This window comes from Micromonospora sp. CA-244673, from assembly GCF_050948395.1.
GTDB lineage: Bacteria > Actinomycetota > Actinomycetes > Mycobacteriales > Micromonosporaceae > Micromonospora.
On sequence record NZ_CP192019.1, the window covers coordinates 991,552 to 1,007,097 of the forward strand.

General features: G+C 74.7%; 14 protein-coding genes. 8 read left to right on the forward strand and 6 right to left on the reverse strand.

Going from position 1 to position 15,546, the window contains the following annotated elements:
• The first annotated feature begins 15 nt into the window (after positions 1-15).
• From ACQP12_RS04925 to efeB, 6 genes are all read left to right on the forward strand, one after another.
• Positions 16-1,029: a cation diffusion facilitator family transporter gene (locus tag ACQP12_RS04925; RefSeq protein ID WP_357947480.1), complete on the forward strand. Its 1,014-nt coding sequence runs from the start codon at positions 16-18 to the stop codon at positions 1,027-1,029.
• Between the two features lie 2 nt (positions 1,030-1,031).
• The gene (manA, locus tag ACQP12_RS04930) at positions 1,032-2,183 is read left to right on the forward strand and encodes a mannose-6-phosphate isomerase, class I (RefSeq protein ID WP_433285341.1); all 1,152 of its coding nucleotides are present in this window, start codon (positions 1,032-1,034) and stop codon (positions 2,181-2,183) included.
• A gap of 300 nt (positions 2,184-2,483) precedes the next feature.
• Positions 2,484-3,983: an adenosylhomocysteinase gene (gene ahcY, locus ACQP12_RS04935; RefSeq protein ID WP_433285343.1), complete on the forward strand. Its 1,500-nt coding sequence runs from the start codon at positions 2,484-2,486 to the stop codon at positions 3,981-3,983.
• 212 nt (positions 3,984-4,195) lie between these two features.
• Complete coding sequence (gene efeU, locus ACQP12_RS04940; protein WP_433285345.1) at positions 4,196-5,146, forward strand: iron uptake transporter permease EfeU; 951 nt, start codon at positions 4,196-4,198, stop codon at positions 5,144-5,146.
• 28 nt (positions 5,147-5,174) lie between these two features.
• On the forward strand, positions 5,175-6,305 hold the full coding sequence (gene efeO, locus ACQP12_RS04945; protein ID WP_357947468.1) for an iron uptake system protein EfeO: 1,131 nt from the start codon (positions 5,175-5,177) through the stop codon (positions 6,303-6,305).
• Between the two features lie 23 nt (positions 6,306-6,328).
• Positions 6,329-7,630: an iron uptake transporter deferrochelatase/peroxidase subunit gene (gene efeB / locus ACQP12_RS04950; protein WP_357947465.1), complete on the forward strand. Its 1,302-nt coding sequence runs from the start codon at positions 6,329-6,331 to the stop codon at positions 7,628-7,630.
• A 4-nt stretch (positions 7,631-7,634) separates the two neighbouring features.
• Here the strand turns inward: efeB and ACQP12_RS04955 are convergent, their stop codons facing one another.
• Positions 7,635-8,603 (reverse strand): RDD family protein, encoded by a 969-nt coding sequence (locus tag ACQP12_RS04955; protein WP_433285348.1) that lies wholly within the window; start codon positions 8,601-8,603, stop codon positions 7,635-7,637.
• A gap of 41 nt (positions 8,604-8,644) precedes the next feature.
• Here ACQP12_RS04955 and ACQP12_RS04960 point away from each other — a divergent pair, with 41 nt between their 5' ends.
• Entirely contained in the window at positions 8,645-9,598 is a 954-nt protein-coding gene (locus tag ACQP12_RS04960) for a stage II sporulation protein M (RefSeq protein WP_433285350.1), read from the forward strand.
• Here ACQP12_RS04960 and ACQP12_RS04965 read toward each other — a convergent pair.
• The 5 genes from ACQP12_RS04965 to ACQP12_RS04985 are packed head-to-tail and all read right to left on the reverse strand — an operon-like array spanning position 9,576 to position 14,623.
• Positions 9,576-10,886: a DUF58 domain-containing protein gene (locus tag ACQP12_RS04965; protein ID WP_433285352.1), complete on the reverse strand. Its 1,311-nt coding sequence runs from the start codon at positions 10,884-10,886 to the stop codon at positions 9,576-9,578. The two genes, ACQP12_RS04960 and ACQP12_RS04965, sit on opposite strands and share 23 nt — an antisense overlap.
• The gene (locus ACQP12_RS04970; RefSeq protein ID WP_433289131.1) at positions 10,883-11,857 is read right to left on the reverse strand and encodes an AAA family ATPase; all 975 of its coding nucleotides are present in this window, start codon (positions 11,855-11,857) and stop codon (positions 10,883-10,885) included. The genes ACQP12_RS04965 and ACQP12_RS04970 overlap by 4 nt, the downstream gene beginning before the upstream one ends.
• An 11-nt stretch (positions 11,858-11,868) precedes the next feature.
• Positions 11,869-13,161, reverse strand: a complete 1,293-nt coding sequence (locus ACQP12_RS04975; protein ID WP_433285354.1) for a DUF4350 domain-containing protein — start codon at positions 13,159-13,161, stop codon at positions 11,869-11,871.
• On the reverse strand, positions 13,158-13,793 hold the full coding sequence (locus ACQP12_RS04980) for a DUF4129 domain-containing protein (RefSeq protein ID WP_433285356.1): 636 nt from the start codon (positions 13,791-13,793) through the stop codon (positions 13,158-13,160). The genes ACQP12_RS04975 and ACQP12_RS04980 overlap by 4 nt, the downstream gene beginning before the upstream one ends.
• Positions 13,790-14,623: a hypothetical protein gene (locus ACQP12_RS04985; RefSeq protein WP_433285358.1), complete on the reverse strand. Its 834-nt coding sequence runs from the start codon at positions 14,621-14,623 to the stop codon at positions 13,790-13,792. The genes ACQP12_RS04980 and ACQP12_RS04985 overlap by 4 nt, the downstream gene beginning before the upstream one ends.
• Before the next feature lie 211 nt (positions 14,624-14,834).
• Here ACQP12_RS04985 and mtrA point away from each other — a divergent pair, with 211 nt between their 5' ends.
• The gene (gene mtrA / locus ACQP12_RS04990) at positions 14,835-15,524 is read left to right on the forward strand and encodes an MtrAB system response regulator MtrA (protein ID WP_046564340.1); all 690 of its coding nucleotides are present in this window, start codon (positions 14,835-14,837) and stop codon (positions 15,522-15,524) included.
• The last annotated feature ends 22 nt before the right edge of the window (positions 15,525-15,546 follow it).

Genomic DNA, 15,546 nt, shown 5'->3' on the forward strand with positions numbered 1-15,546 from the left:
CGGGTGGGGAGAAGCGTGAGCGCAAACGGGGGGACCCGGGCGATCGTCGCCGCCCTGGCGGCCAACGTCGGCATCGCCGTCACCAAGTTCATCGCGTTCCTGCTGACCGGCTCCTCGTCGATGCTGGCCGAGTCGATCCACTCGGTCGCCGACTCGGGCAACCAGGGCCTGCTGCTGCTCGGCGGCCGGCGGGCCAAGCGGGAAGCCACGCCGGAACACCCGTTCGGCTACGGCCGGGAGCGCTACATCTACGCGTTCATCGTGGCGATCGTGCTGTTCAGCGTCGGTGGCCTCTTCGCGCTCTACGAGGCGTACCACAAGGCGCAGCATCCGGAGCCGATCACCGAGTGGCAGTGGGTCCCGGTGGCGGTCCTGGTGATCGCGATCGTCATGGAGAGCTTCTCGTTCCGCACCGCCATCAAGGAGTCCAACCACATCCGGGGTGACCAGTCCTGGGTGCGCTTCATCCGCCGGGCCAAGGCCCCGGAGCTGCCGGTGGTGCTGCTGGAGGACTTCGGCGCGCTGATCGGTCTGGTCTTCGCGCTGTTCGGCGTGGGCCTGACGCTGATCACCGGCAACGGCATGTGGGACGCGGCCGGCACGGCGATGATCGGCGTGCTGCTGGTGGTCATCGCGATCACGCTGGCCATCGAGACCAAGAGCCTGCTGCTCGGCGAGGGCGCGGAACGCCACGATCTGGCGAAAATCGAGCGGGCCGTCACCGAGGGGCCGGAGGTCGAGCGCATCATCCACATGAAGACGCTCTACCTGGGCCCGGAGGAGCTGATGGTGGCCGCGAAGATCGGGGTGGCGGCCTGCGAGACCGCCGAGGAGCTGGCCCGGGGCATCAACGCCGTCGAGGCGCGGATCCGCGCCGCGGTGCCGATCGCCCGGGTCATCTACCTGGAGCCGGACATCTACAGCGTGGCGGCGGACCGGGCGGGCACCGGGCAGGCCGCGCACACCGCCGTCCCGCAGCCGGACGCCGACACCGACGGCGACGAGACCGCCGGACGGCCCGGGAGCTGACCGTGGAGCTGTTGCAGGGCCGGATCCGGGACTACGCCTGGGGCTCCCGCACCGGGATCGCCGAGTTGCAGGGGCGTCCGGTGCCGAGCGCCGGGCCGGAGGCCGAGCTGTGGCTGGGCGCCCACCCGGGCGCCCCGGCCACGGTGGACCGGGCCGGCAGCCCGGTCGACCTCACCGACCTGCTGGTCGCCGAGCCGGCGCACTGGCTGGGCGAGGGCCTCGTCGGCCGGTTCGGCACCCGGCTGCCGTTCCTGTTGAAGGTGCTGGCGGCGGACGCCCCGCTGAGCCTCCAGGCCCACCCGGACGCCGAGCAGGCCCGGGCGGGCTACGCCGCGGACGCGGACCGGGTCAACTACGTCGACCCGTACCACAAGCCGGAGCTGCTGGTCGCGCTGTCGGAGTTCGAGGCGCTCTGCGGGTTCCGCGACCCGGCCGAGTCGGCGGCGGCGATCGCGGCGTTCGGCGTACCCGCGCTGGAGCCGGTCGTGGCGGCGTTGCGCACCGGGCCGGCGGGGCTGCGGGAGGCCGTACGCCTGCTGCTGAGCTGGCCGGCGGCGGAGCGGGCCGGGCTGGTGGCGGACGTGCTGGCGGCGCAGGTCGCCGGGCCGGACGCCGAGCTGGCCCGGGCCTTGGCGGTCGACTACCCGGCCGACCCGGGCGTGGTGGTGGCGCTGCTGCTGCACCACGTCCGGCTGGCGCCGGGCGAGGCGATCTGGATGCCGGCCGGCAACCTGCACGCCTACCTGCGGGGTACGGGCGTGGAGATCATGGCGGCCAGCGACAACGTGCTGCGCGGCGGGCTCACGCCGAAGCGGGTGGACGTGGACGAGCTGCTGCGGGTGCTGCGCTTCGAGGTGCTCGACGAGCCGGTGGTGCGGCCGGAGGCGGTGGCGCCCGGGGTGGTGACCTGGCCGGTGCCGGTGGAGGACTTCGCGCTGCACCGGGTCGAGGTGACGCCCGGCGGCCCGGAGGCGCGGCTGGCGCTGCCCGGCCCGCGGGTGGTGCTCTGCCGCGCCGGCGAGCTCGTCGTGGACGACGGGGTGGGTCGTGTCACCCTGACGGCCGGCCGGGCGGCGATCGGCGCCGCGGCGGGCGGCCCGCTGGTGCTCGGTGGCGACGGCGAGGCGTTCGTCGCCACCGCCGGCGTGCGCTGACCAATCCCGGTGACGCGAGCAAATCCGACTTTCCCGAAATGGCTTGACGCGCTCGTGACGTGGTGTGACTCTATGGGTACGCAGCGTTGTCGCGACGAAGGTCTCGGTAACGCGCGGGGGAACCAAACCGGGGGGATGCACGGGGCGGCCGGGCCGTGAGCGGAAAGTGCGTTCACGACCGACCGCCCCGTGTGCTGTCCGCCGACCGGACCACCGCCTCGTCGGTCAACCGGGCACGGGAGAGGAAGTCCACGCGCGTAAGGTGGAAGGCTGCGCAGTCATCGTTCGACAGGAGCTTCCATGACCAGCACCCTCCCGGCGGCCCCCCGTGGCGCGTCGTCCGGAGCCCGGCCGAGCACCCTCGCCGAGGGCGACTACAAGGTGGCGGATCTGTCGCTCGCCGCGTTCGGGCGTAAGGAGATCCGGCTCGCCGAGCACGAGATGCCCGGGCTGATGGCGATCCGTCGCGAGTTCGCCGAGGCCCAGCCGCTCGCCGGCGCCCGCATCACCGGCTCGCTGCACATGACCATCCAGACGGCCGTCCTCATCGAGACCCTGGTCGCGCTCGGCGCGCAGGTCCGCTGGGCGTCCTGCAACATCTTCTCCACCCAGGACCACGCCGCGGCCGCGATCGTCGTCGGCCCGGAGGGCACCCCCGAGGCCCCGGCCGGCGTCCCGGTCTACGCCTGGAAGGGCGAGAGCCTGGAGGAGTACTGGTGGTGCACCGAGCAGGTGCTCACCTGGCCCGACGGGCAGGGCCCGAACATGATCCTCGACGACGGCGGCGACGCCACCCTGCTCGTGCACAAGGGCGCCGAGTTCGAGAAGGCCGGCGTCGTGCCGCCGGTCGAGTCGGCCGACTCCGAGGAATACGCGGTCATCCTCCAGCTGTTGCACCGCTCGCTCGCCGAGGACGGCCAGCGCTGGACCCGGATCTCCGCCGGCATCAAGGGCGTGACCGAGGAGACCACCACCGGTGTGCACCGGCTCTACGAGATGCACCGGGCCGGCACGCTGCTCTTCCCGGCCATCAACGTCAACGACTCGGTGACCAAGAGCAAGTTCGACAACAAGTACGGCTGCCGCCACTCGCTCATCGACGGCATCAACCGCGCCACCGACGTGCTGATCGGCGGCAAGATGGCCGTCGTCATGGGCTACGGCGACGTGGGCAAGGGCTGCGCCGAGTCGCTGCGCGGCCAGGGCGCCCGGGTCGTGGTGACCGAGGTCGACCCGATCTGCGCGCTCCAGGCGGCGATGGACGGCTACCAGGTGGCCACCCTGGACGACGTGGTCGAGCAGGCCGACATCTTCATCACGGCGACCGGCTGCTTCAACGTCATCACCCACGAGCACATGGCCCGGATGAAGCACCAGGCCATCGTCGGCAACATCGGCCACTTCGACAACGAGATCGACATGGCCGGCCTGTCGAAGCGCTCCGACGTGACGCGGGAGAACATCAAGCCGCAGGTCGACGTGTGGCGCTTCGAGGACGGCCACGCCATCATCGTGCTCTCCGAGGGCCGCCTGCTGAACCTGGGCAACGCCACCGGCCACCCGAGCTTCGTGATGTCGAACTCGTTCGCCAACCAGACGATCGCCCAGATCGAGCTCTTCACCAAGACCGTCGAATACCCGGTCGGGGTCTACGTGCTCCCCAAGCACCTGGACGAGAAGGTCGCCCGGCTGCACCTGGGCGCGCTCGGCGCCAAGCTGAGCACCCTCACCAAGGAGCAGGCCGCCTACCTGGGCGTGTCCCAGGAGGGCCCGTTCAAGCCGGAGCACTACCGCTACTGAGTTCCGCACCCGGAGGGGACCGGAGCCGGCCGCCGCGCGGCCGTTCCGGTCCCCTTCGCGTACGCGGGGGAAAGCCCCGGTGATCTGCGCGTGTCGGGCTGCGGACGGTCCGGGTGACATGGCCATGAACGACTTGACGGCCGGCCCGATCAGGAGGAAGGTATGGCTGCCCTAAGTTAACTGAGGCGTGCCTTACCGACTACGGAGTACCGATGTTCGCCACGTACCTGATCGGCCTGCGGGAGGGTCTGGAAGCGACCCTGGTGGTCAGCATCCTGGTCGCCTTCCTCGTGAAGTCGCAACGGCGTGACCGGCTGCCGCAGGTCTGGGCCGGTGTCGGCCTGGCCGTGGTGCTCTCCGTCGTCTTCGGCTGGCTCATCGAGTACACCTCGACCTCGCTGCTGGCCCGCTCCGAGGACCGCGAGCTGTTCGAGGCCGTCACCTCGGTGGCCGCCGTGGTCTTCGTGACCTGGATGATCTTCTGGATGCGCAAGGCCGCCCGGACGATCGCCGGCGAGCTGCGCGGCAAACTCACCGAGGCGCTCGCCGTCGGCTCCCTCGCGGTCGCCGGCATGGCCTTCCTCGCGGTGATCCGGGAGGGCCTGGAGACCGCCCTCATCTTCTACTCCGCCGCACAGAGCGCGGCCGGCGGCACCGGCGCCGGTGCGCTGCTCTCCCTGGCCGGTGGCGTCGCCACCGCCGTGGTGATCGGCTTCCTGCTCTACCGCAGCGCCCTGAAGATCAACCTGAGCAAGTTCTTCACCTGGACGGGCGCGCTGCTCATCCTGGTCGCCGCCGGCATCCTCAAGTACGGCGTGCACGACTTCCAGGAGGCCGGCGTGCTGCCCGGCCTGAACAACCAGGCGTTCGACATCTCCTCGACGCTCGACCCGAACGCCTGGTACGGCGCGCTGCTCGCGGGCATGTTCAACATCACCGCCGCTCCGACGGTGCTGGAGACGATCGCCTGGGTGGCGTTCGCGGTCCCGGTGCTCGTCCTCTTCCTGCGCAAGCCGGCCGCCCCGGCCCGGCCCGCCGCACCCGCCGCCCCGCCGGCCCCCGCCGCCGCGCCCGAGCCGGCCCCGGCCGGCGACGGCGCGACCACGCCGGCCGAACCGGCTGCCACCGAGGCATCCACCGACACCGCGCCCCAGCGCGCCTGACCCGCCCGTTTCCGAGGAGACACCACCGATGCGTACCACTCGATTCGTCGTGCCCGCCGCCGCCGGGATGCTCGCCGTCGCCGGACTGGCCGGGTGCGGGGGCGGTGACGACTCCGACGCCAAGGCGGGCGGCCCGATCACCGTCAAGGCCACCGACAGCGCCTGCGAGGTCGGCAGCACCGAGATCGAGGCCGGGCAGGTGACCTTCAAGGTGACCAACTCCGGGTCCAAGGTCAACGAGTTCTACGTCTACGCCGCCGGTGACCGGGTGATGGGCGAGGTGGAGAACATCGCCCCCGGGCTGAGCCGCGAGCTGCGCGTCGAACTGCCCGCCGGCACGTACGAGACCGCCTGCAAGCCCGGCATGAGCGGCCGCGGCATCCGGGGCGCGCTGAAGGTCAGCGGCACCGTCGCGACCGTCGCCCCCGACGCGGCCCTCGGCCAGGCCACCGCCAGCTACCAGCGCTACGTGCAGAGCCAGACGGCCGCCCTGCTCACCAAGACCGAGGAGTTCGTGGCCGCGGTCAAGGCCAACGACGTGACCAAGGCCAAGGAGCTGTACCCGGTGGCCCGCACCTACTGGGAGCGGATCGAGCCGGTCGCCGAGAGCTTCGGCGACCTCGATCCGAAGATCGACGGCCGCGAGGAGGTCGTCGAGGAGGGCATGCAGTTCACCGGCTTCCACCGGATCGAGAAGGACCTCTGGACCACCGGCGACGTCAGCAAGGACGGCGCCATCGCCGACCAGCTCCTCGTTGACGTCAAGGCGATCGTGGCCAAGGCCAACGCCGAGAAGCTCACCCCGCTCCAGCTCGCCAACGGCGCCAAGGCGCTGCTCGACGAGGTCGCCAGCGGCAAGATCACCGGCGAGGAGGAGCGGTACTCGCACACCGACCTCTGGGACTTCAACGCCAACCTGGAGGGCTCGAAGGCGGCCATCGCCGCGCTGCGCCCCGCCCTGGAGCAGCGCTCGCCCGACCTGGTCAAGCAGCTCGACACCGAGTTCGCGGCCGTCGAGGCCGCCCTCGGCAAGCACCGGGCCGGCGACGGCTGGAAGCTGCACACCCAGCTCAGCAAGGCCGAGCTCAAGGAACTGTCGGACAGCATCAACGCCCTGGCCGAGCCGATCAGCAAGGTGGCCGCGGTCGTCGCGCGATGACGACCGGGTCCGGAGGTGACGTGATGAGCGAACCGAGCACCGAGGAGCCGACCCGCGGGACCGGGGTGTCCCGGCGCCGGGCCATCACCCTGGCCGGAGCCGGCGTGGCCGGCGTCGCCGGGGTGGCGGTCGGCGCGGGCGCCCTGTTCGGCGGCGGCGACCAGGCGTCCGCCACCGAGACGGCGGCCGGCGCGGTCCCGTTCCACGGCGAGCACCAGGCCGGCATCACCACCCCGGCCCAGGACCGGCTGCACTTCGTGGCGTTCGACGTCATCACCAAGGACCGGGCCCGGCTGGTCGCGCTGCTCCAGGAGTGGACCGCCGCCGCGGCCCGGATGACCGCCGGCAAGGACGCCGGGCTGATCGGCGCGGTCGACGGCGTGCCGGAGGCCCCGCCGGACGACACCGGCGAGGCGCTCGGGCTGCCCCCGTCGCAGCTCACCATCACCGTGGGCTTCGGCCCGACGCTGTTCCGCGACGCCCAGGGCCGGGACCGGTTCGGCATCGCCGACAAGCGGCCCGCCGCCCTGGCCGACCTGCCGCACTTCGCCGGTGACGCGCTCAAGCCGGAGCTCTCCGGCGGCGACATCTGCGTCCAGGCCTGCGCCAACGACCCGCAGGTAGCGGTGCACGCCATCCGCAACCTGGCCCGGATCGGCATGGGTGTGGTCAGCGTCCGCTGGTCCCAGCTCGGCTTCGGGCGCACCTCGTCGACGTCGCGGGGGCAGGCGACCGCGCGCAACCTGTTCGGCTTCAAGGACGGCACCGCCAACCTCAAGGCCGAGGAGACCGACCTGCTCCGCGAGCAGCTCTGGGCCCAGCCCGGCGACGGCGCCGACTGGATGACCGGCGGGTCCTACCTGGTCACCCGCAAGATCCGGATGCTGGTCGAGACCTGGGACCGCAGCCCCCTCGCCGAGCAGGAGATGATCGTCGGGCGGACCAAGGGCAGCGGCGCGCCGCTCGGCAAGCGCGCCGAGTTCGACGAGCCGGACTTCGCCGCCAAGGGTGACGACGGCGAGCCGGTGATCGCCGAGACGGCGCACGTCCGGCTCGCCCACCCCGACCAGAACGACGGCGCCCGCCTGCTGCGCCGCGGCTACAACTTCGTCGACGGCTCGGACGGGCTGGGCCGGCTCGACGCCGGGCTCTTCTTCATCGCCTACCAGCGGGACCCGCGCAAGCAGTTCGTGCCGATCCAGACCCGGCTCGCCCGCAACGACGCGATGAACGAATACCTGCGGCACGTCTCCAGCGGCCTGTTCGCCTGCCCGCCCGGCGTCCGCGACGCCGCCGACTGGTGGGGCCGGGCGCTCTTCGCCTGACCGGTCAGCGCCGGGCGTCGACCGAGGTGGACTGCCCGCGTACCGGATCGGGCCGGTCGGGGACGGCGCGCGACGGCGCGGCGGGCCGCAGGAGGGCCGGTGCCGGCGCGGTGGCCGGCGCGGGCGCCAGCTCGGGCCACAGCGTGGCGGTGACCGCCCGGGCCCGACCCAGCCGGTACGCGGCCCGGCGACCCCGCTCGGCCAGCACCGCGGCCAGGTACGCGGGCTCGGGCGCGACCCACGGCGGGGGCGGCGAGGTGACGGCCGCGACCTCCGCCCACAGCTCCCGGCCCAGCCGGACCCGGTCCGCCGAAGCGAGCTGGTGCAACCGGCCCAGGTACTGCCGCACGGCCAGCGCCAGCCCGTCGTCCACCCGGGTCAGGTCGAGGGTGCCCGCCCAGCCGAGCAGCGGCGGCACGGGCGGCGGCGCCGGCCGCCAGCCCCCGGCGCCCCGGGTGTGCACCACCAGCGTCCCGGCCACCAGATCACCGAGCCGCCGCCCGCGCGGGTCGGTCAGCATCACGGTCACGCTCGCCGCCCAGCTCAGCAGCGGCAGCACCAGGCCCGGCCACTCCACCGCCACGCCCACCAGCGCGCGGGTCAGCGACTGGCCCACCCCGACCGGGCCGCCGTCGGCGCGGACCACCCGCAGCCCCACGGCCAGCTTGCCCAGCGTCCGGCCGCCGACGAAGCGCTCCATCAACACCGGGTAGCCGACCAGCACCAGCACCAGCAGCACGAGCTGCATCCCGCCAGCCAGCGCGGCGTCCATGATGTCCCCCGGCAGGCTGAGCACCAGCACCGACAGTGCCGTGCCGAGCAGCAGACCCACCGCGAGCTGGGCCACCAGGTCGATCAGCAGGGCGAGCACCCGGGAGCCGAGCCGGGCGGCCCGGACGTCCAGCTCCACCGCCTCGCCGCTGACCAGACCGGCGTCGGCCCATGCCGCCGGTGGGGGAGGTTGCGCACGCACCCGAACAGTGAACACTATGTGCGCCGGACGGGGAGGGACGAGTGGATGTCGACGCGTACGTGGCCGAGCACGGCGCCGAGTGGCGGCGGCTGGAGCAGCTGACCGGCCGGCGCCGGCTGGACGCCGCCGAGGTGGACGAGCTGGTGGCGCTCTACCAGCGGACCGCCACCCACCTCTCCGCGCTGCGCAGCCGGGCCCCGGAACCGGCGCTGGTTGGCCGCCTCTCCCAGCTGGTGCTCGCGGCGCGGGCCCGGATCACCGGCCGCCCCCGGGCCTCCTGGGCGGCGGTGGGCCGGTTCCTCGTCGCCGACCTGCCGGCCGCCCTCTACCGGGCCTGGCCCTGGTGGTGCGCGGTGGCCACCGGGTTCAGCGCGCTCACCGCCTTCCTCATCTGGTTCGTCGCCGGCCACCCGGACACCGCCGCCGCGTTCATCGGCGCCGAGGCGGCCCGGCAGCTCGTCGACTCCGGCTTCGCCGGCTACTACACCGAGTTCACCGCGCCGACGTTCGCCTTCCACCTGTGGACGCACAACGCCTGGCTGGCCGCGCAGTGCCTGGCCGCCGGAGTGCTGGTGGTGCCGGTGTTCTGGCTGCTCTGGCAGAACGCGCTGAACATCGGCGTGGTCGGCGGGGTAATGGTCTCCTACGGCCGGGCCGACGTGTTCTTCGGCATGATCACCCCACACGGGCTGCTCGAACTCACCGGCATCCACGTGGCGGCCGGGGTCGGGCTGCGGACCGCCTGGGCCTGGATCTCACCACCGGCCCAGCTGAGCCGGGGCCGGGCCGTCGCCCAGGCGGGTCGCTCGTCCATCGTGGTCGCCGCCGGCCTGGTCGGGCTTTTCGCGGTCTCCGCGCTGCTGGAGGCGTTCGTGACCCCGGCGCCGCTGCCGGTCGCCGCCCGGGTGGCGATCGGCGCCACGGTCTGGCTGGCCTTCCTGGCGTACGCGCTGCTGCTCGGCCGGCGGGCCGTCAGAGCTGGCCGAGGGACTTGAGCCGCAGGTAGGTGTCGGCGACCGCCGGGGCGAGTCGGTCGGCGGGGACGTCCACCACGGTCACCCCGTGCCGGGACAGGGCGGCCCGGACCCGGTCCCGCTCGGCGATGGCCCGCCAGGCCGCCGCGGCGGCGTACGCGTCGTCGGGGCTCGCGGGCGGGGTGGTGGTGAGCCCGGCCAGCACCGGATCGTGGGTGGCGGCGAGCACCACCCGGTGCCGGGCGGCCAGCCGGGGCAGCACCGGCAGCAGGCCCTCGCCCAGCGCGCCGGCCTCCAGAGCGGTGAAGAGCACCACGAGGCTGCGCTGCCGTTCCCGGCGCAGCACCTCCCCGGCGATCAGCTCGAAGTCGGTCTCCACGAGCGCCGGCTGCAGCGGCGCGACGGCGTCCACCAGCCGGGCGAGCAGAGCGGGCCGGCCGCTGCCGGTCACCCGCGCGCGGATCGCGGTGTCGGCGGCGAGCAGGTCGACCCGGTCGCCGGCCCGGGCGGCCAGCGCGGTGAGCAGCAGTGCCGCGTCGATGGCGGTGTCCAGCCGGGGCTCGTCGCCGAGCCGGACCGCCGAGGTGCGCCCGGTGTCCAGCACGCAGACGAGCCGCCGGTCCCGCTCGGGGCGCCAGGTGCGGACCAGCACGTCGGAGCGGCGGGCGCTGGCCCGCCAGTCGATGGACCGCACGTCGTCGCCGACCACGTACTCGCGGAGGGTGTCGAACTCGGTGCCGTGCCCGCGCCCCCGGGTCACCTGGACGCCGTCGATGACCCGCAGCCGGGCCAGCTTCTCGGGCAGGTGCCGCCGCGAGTCGAAGCGGGGCAGCACGCGCAGCGTCCACGGCGGGGTGGCGGGGTGGCCCGCGCGCTGCCGGAAGGCCAGCCGCAACGGTCCGAGCGAGCGTACGGTCAGCGCCACTGCGGGCCGGTCGCCGCGCCGGGCCGGGGTGAGCCGGACCGGCAGGGTGGCCGTGCCGCCCGGCGCGACGGTGAGCACCTGCCCAGCGGGGACGTCCGGCCGCGCCCCGGCCGAGGGCAGCCAGGCGTCGCGCACCTGGGCGCGCAGGGTGCGGTCGGAGGTGTTGGCCAGGTGCAGGGTGACCGTGGCGGTGCCGCCGAGCCGGACCGCCCGGTCACCGGCGCGGGTGGCGGTGAGCCCGTGCAGCGGCGCCGCGAGAGCCCAGTCGAGGGCCACCAGCAGCAGCACGGCCGCGGTCAGCACGGCGACACCGAGGAACGGCGCCGGCCAGGCCGGCAGGGTCGCCGCGCTCACCGCGAGCAGCAGGCCCGCCCGCCAGGTCATCGCGGTGTCGGCACGGTGGCCAGCACCGCGTCCAGCACGCTGTCCACGGTGACGCCCTCCAGCTCGACCTCCGGGCGCAGCCGGAGGCGGTGCCGCAGGGTGGGCCGGGCGACCGCCTTCACGTCGTCGGGGGTGACGTGGTCCCGACCGGCCAGCCAGGACCACGCCTTGGCGGTGGCGAGCAGGGCGGTGGCGCCCCGGGGCGAGGCGCCCAGCTCCAGCGCCGGAGCGATCCGGGTGGCCCGGCACAGGTCCACGATGTAGCCGAGCACGGGCTCGGCCACGTGCACCGCGTGCACCGCCGCCCGGGCGGCGGCCAGGTCGGCGGCGGTGGCCACCGGGCGTACGCCGGCGGCGCGCAGGTCGCGCGGGTCGAAGCCGGCGTGGTGCGCGCGGAGCACGCCCAGTTCCTCGTCCCGGCCGGGCAGCGGCACGGTCAGCTTGAGCAGGAACCGGTCGAGCTGCGCCTCGGGCAGCGGGTAGGTGCCCTCGTACTCGACGGGGTTCTGGGTGGCCGCCACGATGAACGGGTCGGGCAGCGGGCGGCGCTCGCCCTCGACGGAGACCTGCCGCTCCTCCATGACCTCCAGCAGCGCCGACTGGGTCTTCGGCGGGGTGCGGTTGATCTCGTCGGCGAGGAGCAGGTTGGTGAAGACCGGCCCCTCCCGAAAGGTGAAGGCGGCGGTGCGCGGGTCGAAGATCAGCGACCCGGTGACGTCGCCGGGCATCAGGTCGGGGGTGAACTGCACCCGCTTGGAATCGAGGTCCAGCGCGGTGGCCACGGTGCGCACCAGCAGGGTCTTGGCCACCCCGGGCACGCCCTCCAGCAGCACGTGCCCCCGGCAGAGCAGCGCGATGACCAGGCCGGTGACCACGGCGTCCTGGCCGACGACGGCCTTGGCCACCTCGGCCCGCAGCCGGTGCAGGGCGGCGCGGGCGTCGGGCTGCGCGGTGGGCGACGCGGCGGCGATGACGGGTCCGGTCACCGGGGGTCTCCTTCGGTCGGGTGGGGGGCCAGGGTACGGGTCAGGGCGTCCAGTTCGCGGGCCAGCTCCAGCAGCTCCCGGTCGTCCTCCGGCGCGGCGCCGTGCAGCAGCTCGGCCACCCGCTCCGGGTCGGCCCCGGTGTGCGCGGCGACCCGGGCGGCCACCTCGTCGGGCGGCGTGTCCGGTGGCAGGTTGAGCCGGGGCAGCAGCCGGTCCAGCGCGGCGGCGCGCAGCGTCGCGGCGGTGGTGTCCCGGGCGCCGGCCCGGCGGTAGAGGCGGGCCCGGCCGAGCACCGTCTCGGCGGCGCGGACCGTCACGGGCAGCGGCTCCGGCACGGGCGGGCCGAGCCGGCGGGCCCGCCACAGCACCAGCAGCAGCCCGGCCACGGCGAGCTGCGCCAGCACCGCCCAGAACCAGGGCGGGAAGGCGTCCCAGAGCGGGTTGTGCCAGTTCGGCGGCGGGTCCGCTCGGTCGGCGGCGCGGTCGCCGGTGCGCCGGGGCAGCGGTGTGCCGTCGTCGTCCGGGGTCGGCGACCAGCTCGGCCCGGTCGGGGCGGGCGCGGGGCCGGGCAGGTCGAGCCAGACCAGCGGGCGGTCGCCGCCGAGCAGGCCGGTGGCGACGGCGCGGTTGCCCCACTCGTCGATCCGGTCGTTGCGGAACGGGTCGCTGGCACCGACCACCACCACCTCGGTGCCCCAGAGGATCCGGCGTAGCGCGCCCGCGTAGCACCGGTCGGTGCCGGCCGGCCCGGCGTAGCGCTGGTGGTCCACGGCGGCGGTGCCTGCCCGGAGCGCCTCGGGCAGCCGGCAGGGCGCGCCGTCGGCGTCCGGCGGCACGGCCCGGGTGGCCCACCGGCGATCGGTCGGTTCGAGCGGCAGGGCCAGGCCGGTCAGCACCCGGCGGGACGGCTCGACCAGCACCAGCCGGCTGCCGGGCGGCAACACGGTCAGGGCGGCCAGGGTGTCCGGGTGCACGAGGTCCGGAGCGGGCACGAAGAGGGTCGTGGGACCTGTTCCGGCGGCCCGCAGGGCGTGCAGCGTGTCGGTCTCCCGGCGGATGGGCACCCCCTGCGCGCGCAGCGCCTCGGCCAGCCGGCTGCCCCCGTCGTCGCCGGCGGCGGCCGGGGACAGGAAACCCGGGTCGTCCGGGTCGGGCTGGTCCACGGCGTGCAGGACCAGCGTGGTCACGATCAGCAGCACCGCCAGGCCGATCGGGACCACCGCCCGGTGCCACCGGCGGCGGGGCGCGGGCGGGGCCGCCGGCCGGGCCGGGTCGAGGGTCGCGGTCACCGGGGGTCCCCCTCGGCGGCCAGCTCGCGGCGCAGGTCGGCGGCGAGGTCCCGCATGCGGTGGTCGTGCGCGGCGGTGGCCGGGCGCTGGGCGTACCAGAGGTCGGAGAAGATCGCCCCGGCCGTGTGCAGGGTGGGTCGCACCTCGGGCCGGACCCGGGCCACGGCCGTGGTCAGCTCGGTGACGGTCAGCCCGGGGCGGGGCTCCACCAGCTGCCGCGCCACCAGGAGGCGGACCATCTCGCGCAGCCGTTCCCGGACCGCCTCGGCGTACCGGCCCTCGGCGGCGAGCCGGTCGGCGAGGCCCGGGTGGGCGGCCGAGGTCGGCTCGGGTGACCGGGGCGCGGGCACCGGCACGGCTGGCGCGTCCGGCCGGGCGCGGCGCCGCCGCCGGGGCAGGCGCAGCCTGGGCAGCCGCAGCTTCGGCAGGCGGAGCCGGAGCCGGAGCCGGGGGAGCCGGAGTCGGGGCAGCCGGGGCCGGGCCATCCGGGGCAGCCGGCGGGGCACCCAGGCCGGGAAGAAGTACCAGGCCAGCGCGACCAGGAGCGCCCCGGCCAGCAGGAGCAGAGCGGCCAGCGGCAGCGGTACGGCGTCCCCCAGCGCGGCGGCCGTCTCGGTCCACCACCGGCTCACCGGGGCACCGCCAGCAGGACGGGTTCCGCGGCCGGGGCCCGGGAGAGCCGGATGTCCAGCCCCTCGGTGCGCATCCGGGTCTCCAGGTGCAGCACCGCGTCCAGGCAGGCCAGCGCCGGGTACGCGACCGCGTTCACCGCCACCCAGGCGACCGTGGCGACCGGCAGCGCCCAGGCGGAGACGTCGAAGAGGCCCAGCAGCCCGAGGCCGTGGTAGACACCCAGCCCGATGCCGAGCCGGATGAGCCACCAGCCCAGGTAGCCGAGCAGCCGGATGGCGGCGGCCCGCCCACCGACCCGGACGGCCAGCCGCAGCGCCCGCCCCGGCGCCCGGTACGCCGGCACCCGGTCCACCACGAGCGCCGACACCAGGGCGCCGAGCAGCCCGTACGCGACGAACCAGGCCGGCCCGGCCAGCCCGGCGAGCAGGACCGTGCACCCGACCGCGGCTCCGGCCAGCAGGGTGGGCCCCCAGCGGGCGCCGTGCAGCAGCTCGCGTGGCCCGGTGCGGCGGCCCAGCAGCGCGGCCCCGGCGGCCCGGGCGGCGGGGTTGCCGAGCAGCGCGATGATCATGGCCTCGGTGCCGGCGCCCAGGGCGAGCAGCAGCCAGTACCACCCGAGCCGGTCCGGGTCGGGCCACCACTCGGGCGGCCGGGCGCCGGCCAGCACCCGCAGCGGGTGCAGCAGGGCCTGCTCGCCGAGGGCCAGCAGGACGGCGAGCGGGACGAGCACGCGGGCCTGGTCGCGCAGCAGCAGGACGGCCGAGTCGAGCAGTTCGCCGACGGTCAGCGGGCGGCGCGGGAGCACCGCGGTCGGGCCGACGTCGGACACGGGGACTCCTGCCGGGCGGGTCGAGGTGGCGGGCGGCGACACGCCCGAGGGATCATGGTTGCACGGCGCGTCCGCGTCCGGTGGACCCGTCCGCCGGAGCGCGCCACGCGGGCGGCCACGCCGTCAGCTGTGGTGCGGGACCGCCCTCGGCGCTACCGTGCCGTGAAGACGCCGAATCCTCCGAACGAACGGGGATGGAACGATAAACCCCATGAGAGCCCGGGTACTGGTGGTCGACGACGACCCCGCACTCGCCGAGATGCTCGGCATCGTCCTGCGCAGCGAGGGCTTCGTGCCGTCCTTCGTCGCGGACGGAGAACGGGCACTGGCCGCGTTCCGTGACAGCCGGCCCGACATCGTCCTGCTCGACCTGATGCTCCCCGGCATGAGCGGCATCGACGTGGCCCGGGCCATCCGCGGCGAGTCCGGCGTGCCCATCGTGATGCTGACCGCCAAGAGCGACACGGTCGACGTGGTGCTCGGGCTGGAGTCCGGCGCCGACGACTACGTGGTCAAGCCGTTCAAGCCCAAGGAGCTGGTGGCCCGGATGCGGGCCCGGCTGCGCCGGGGCGAGGACGTGGCGCCGGAGCTGCTCACCATCGGCCCGCCCGGCAACCAGATCACCATCGACGTGCCGGCGCACACGGTCAGCCGGGACGGCGAGGAGGTGAAGCTGACCCCGCTGGAGTTCGACCTGCTGGTCGCGCTCGCCCGCAAGCCGCGCCAGGTCTTCACCCGGGAGGTGCTGCTGGAGCAGGTCTGGGGCTACCGGCACGCCGCCGACACCCGCCTGGTCAACGTGCACGTGCAGCGGCTCCGCGCCAAGATCGAGCCGGATCCGGAGCGACCCGAAATCATCCTCACCGTGCGAGGCGTGGGCTACAAGGCGGGCACCGGATAGCCTGGTCAGCACTGTGGTGACC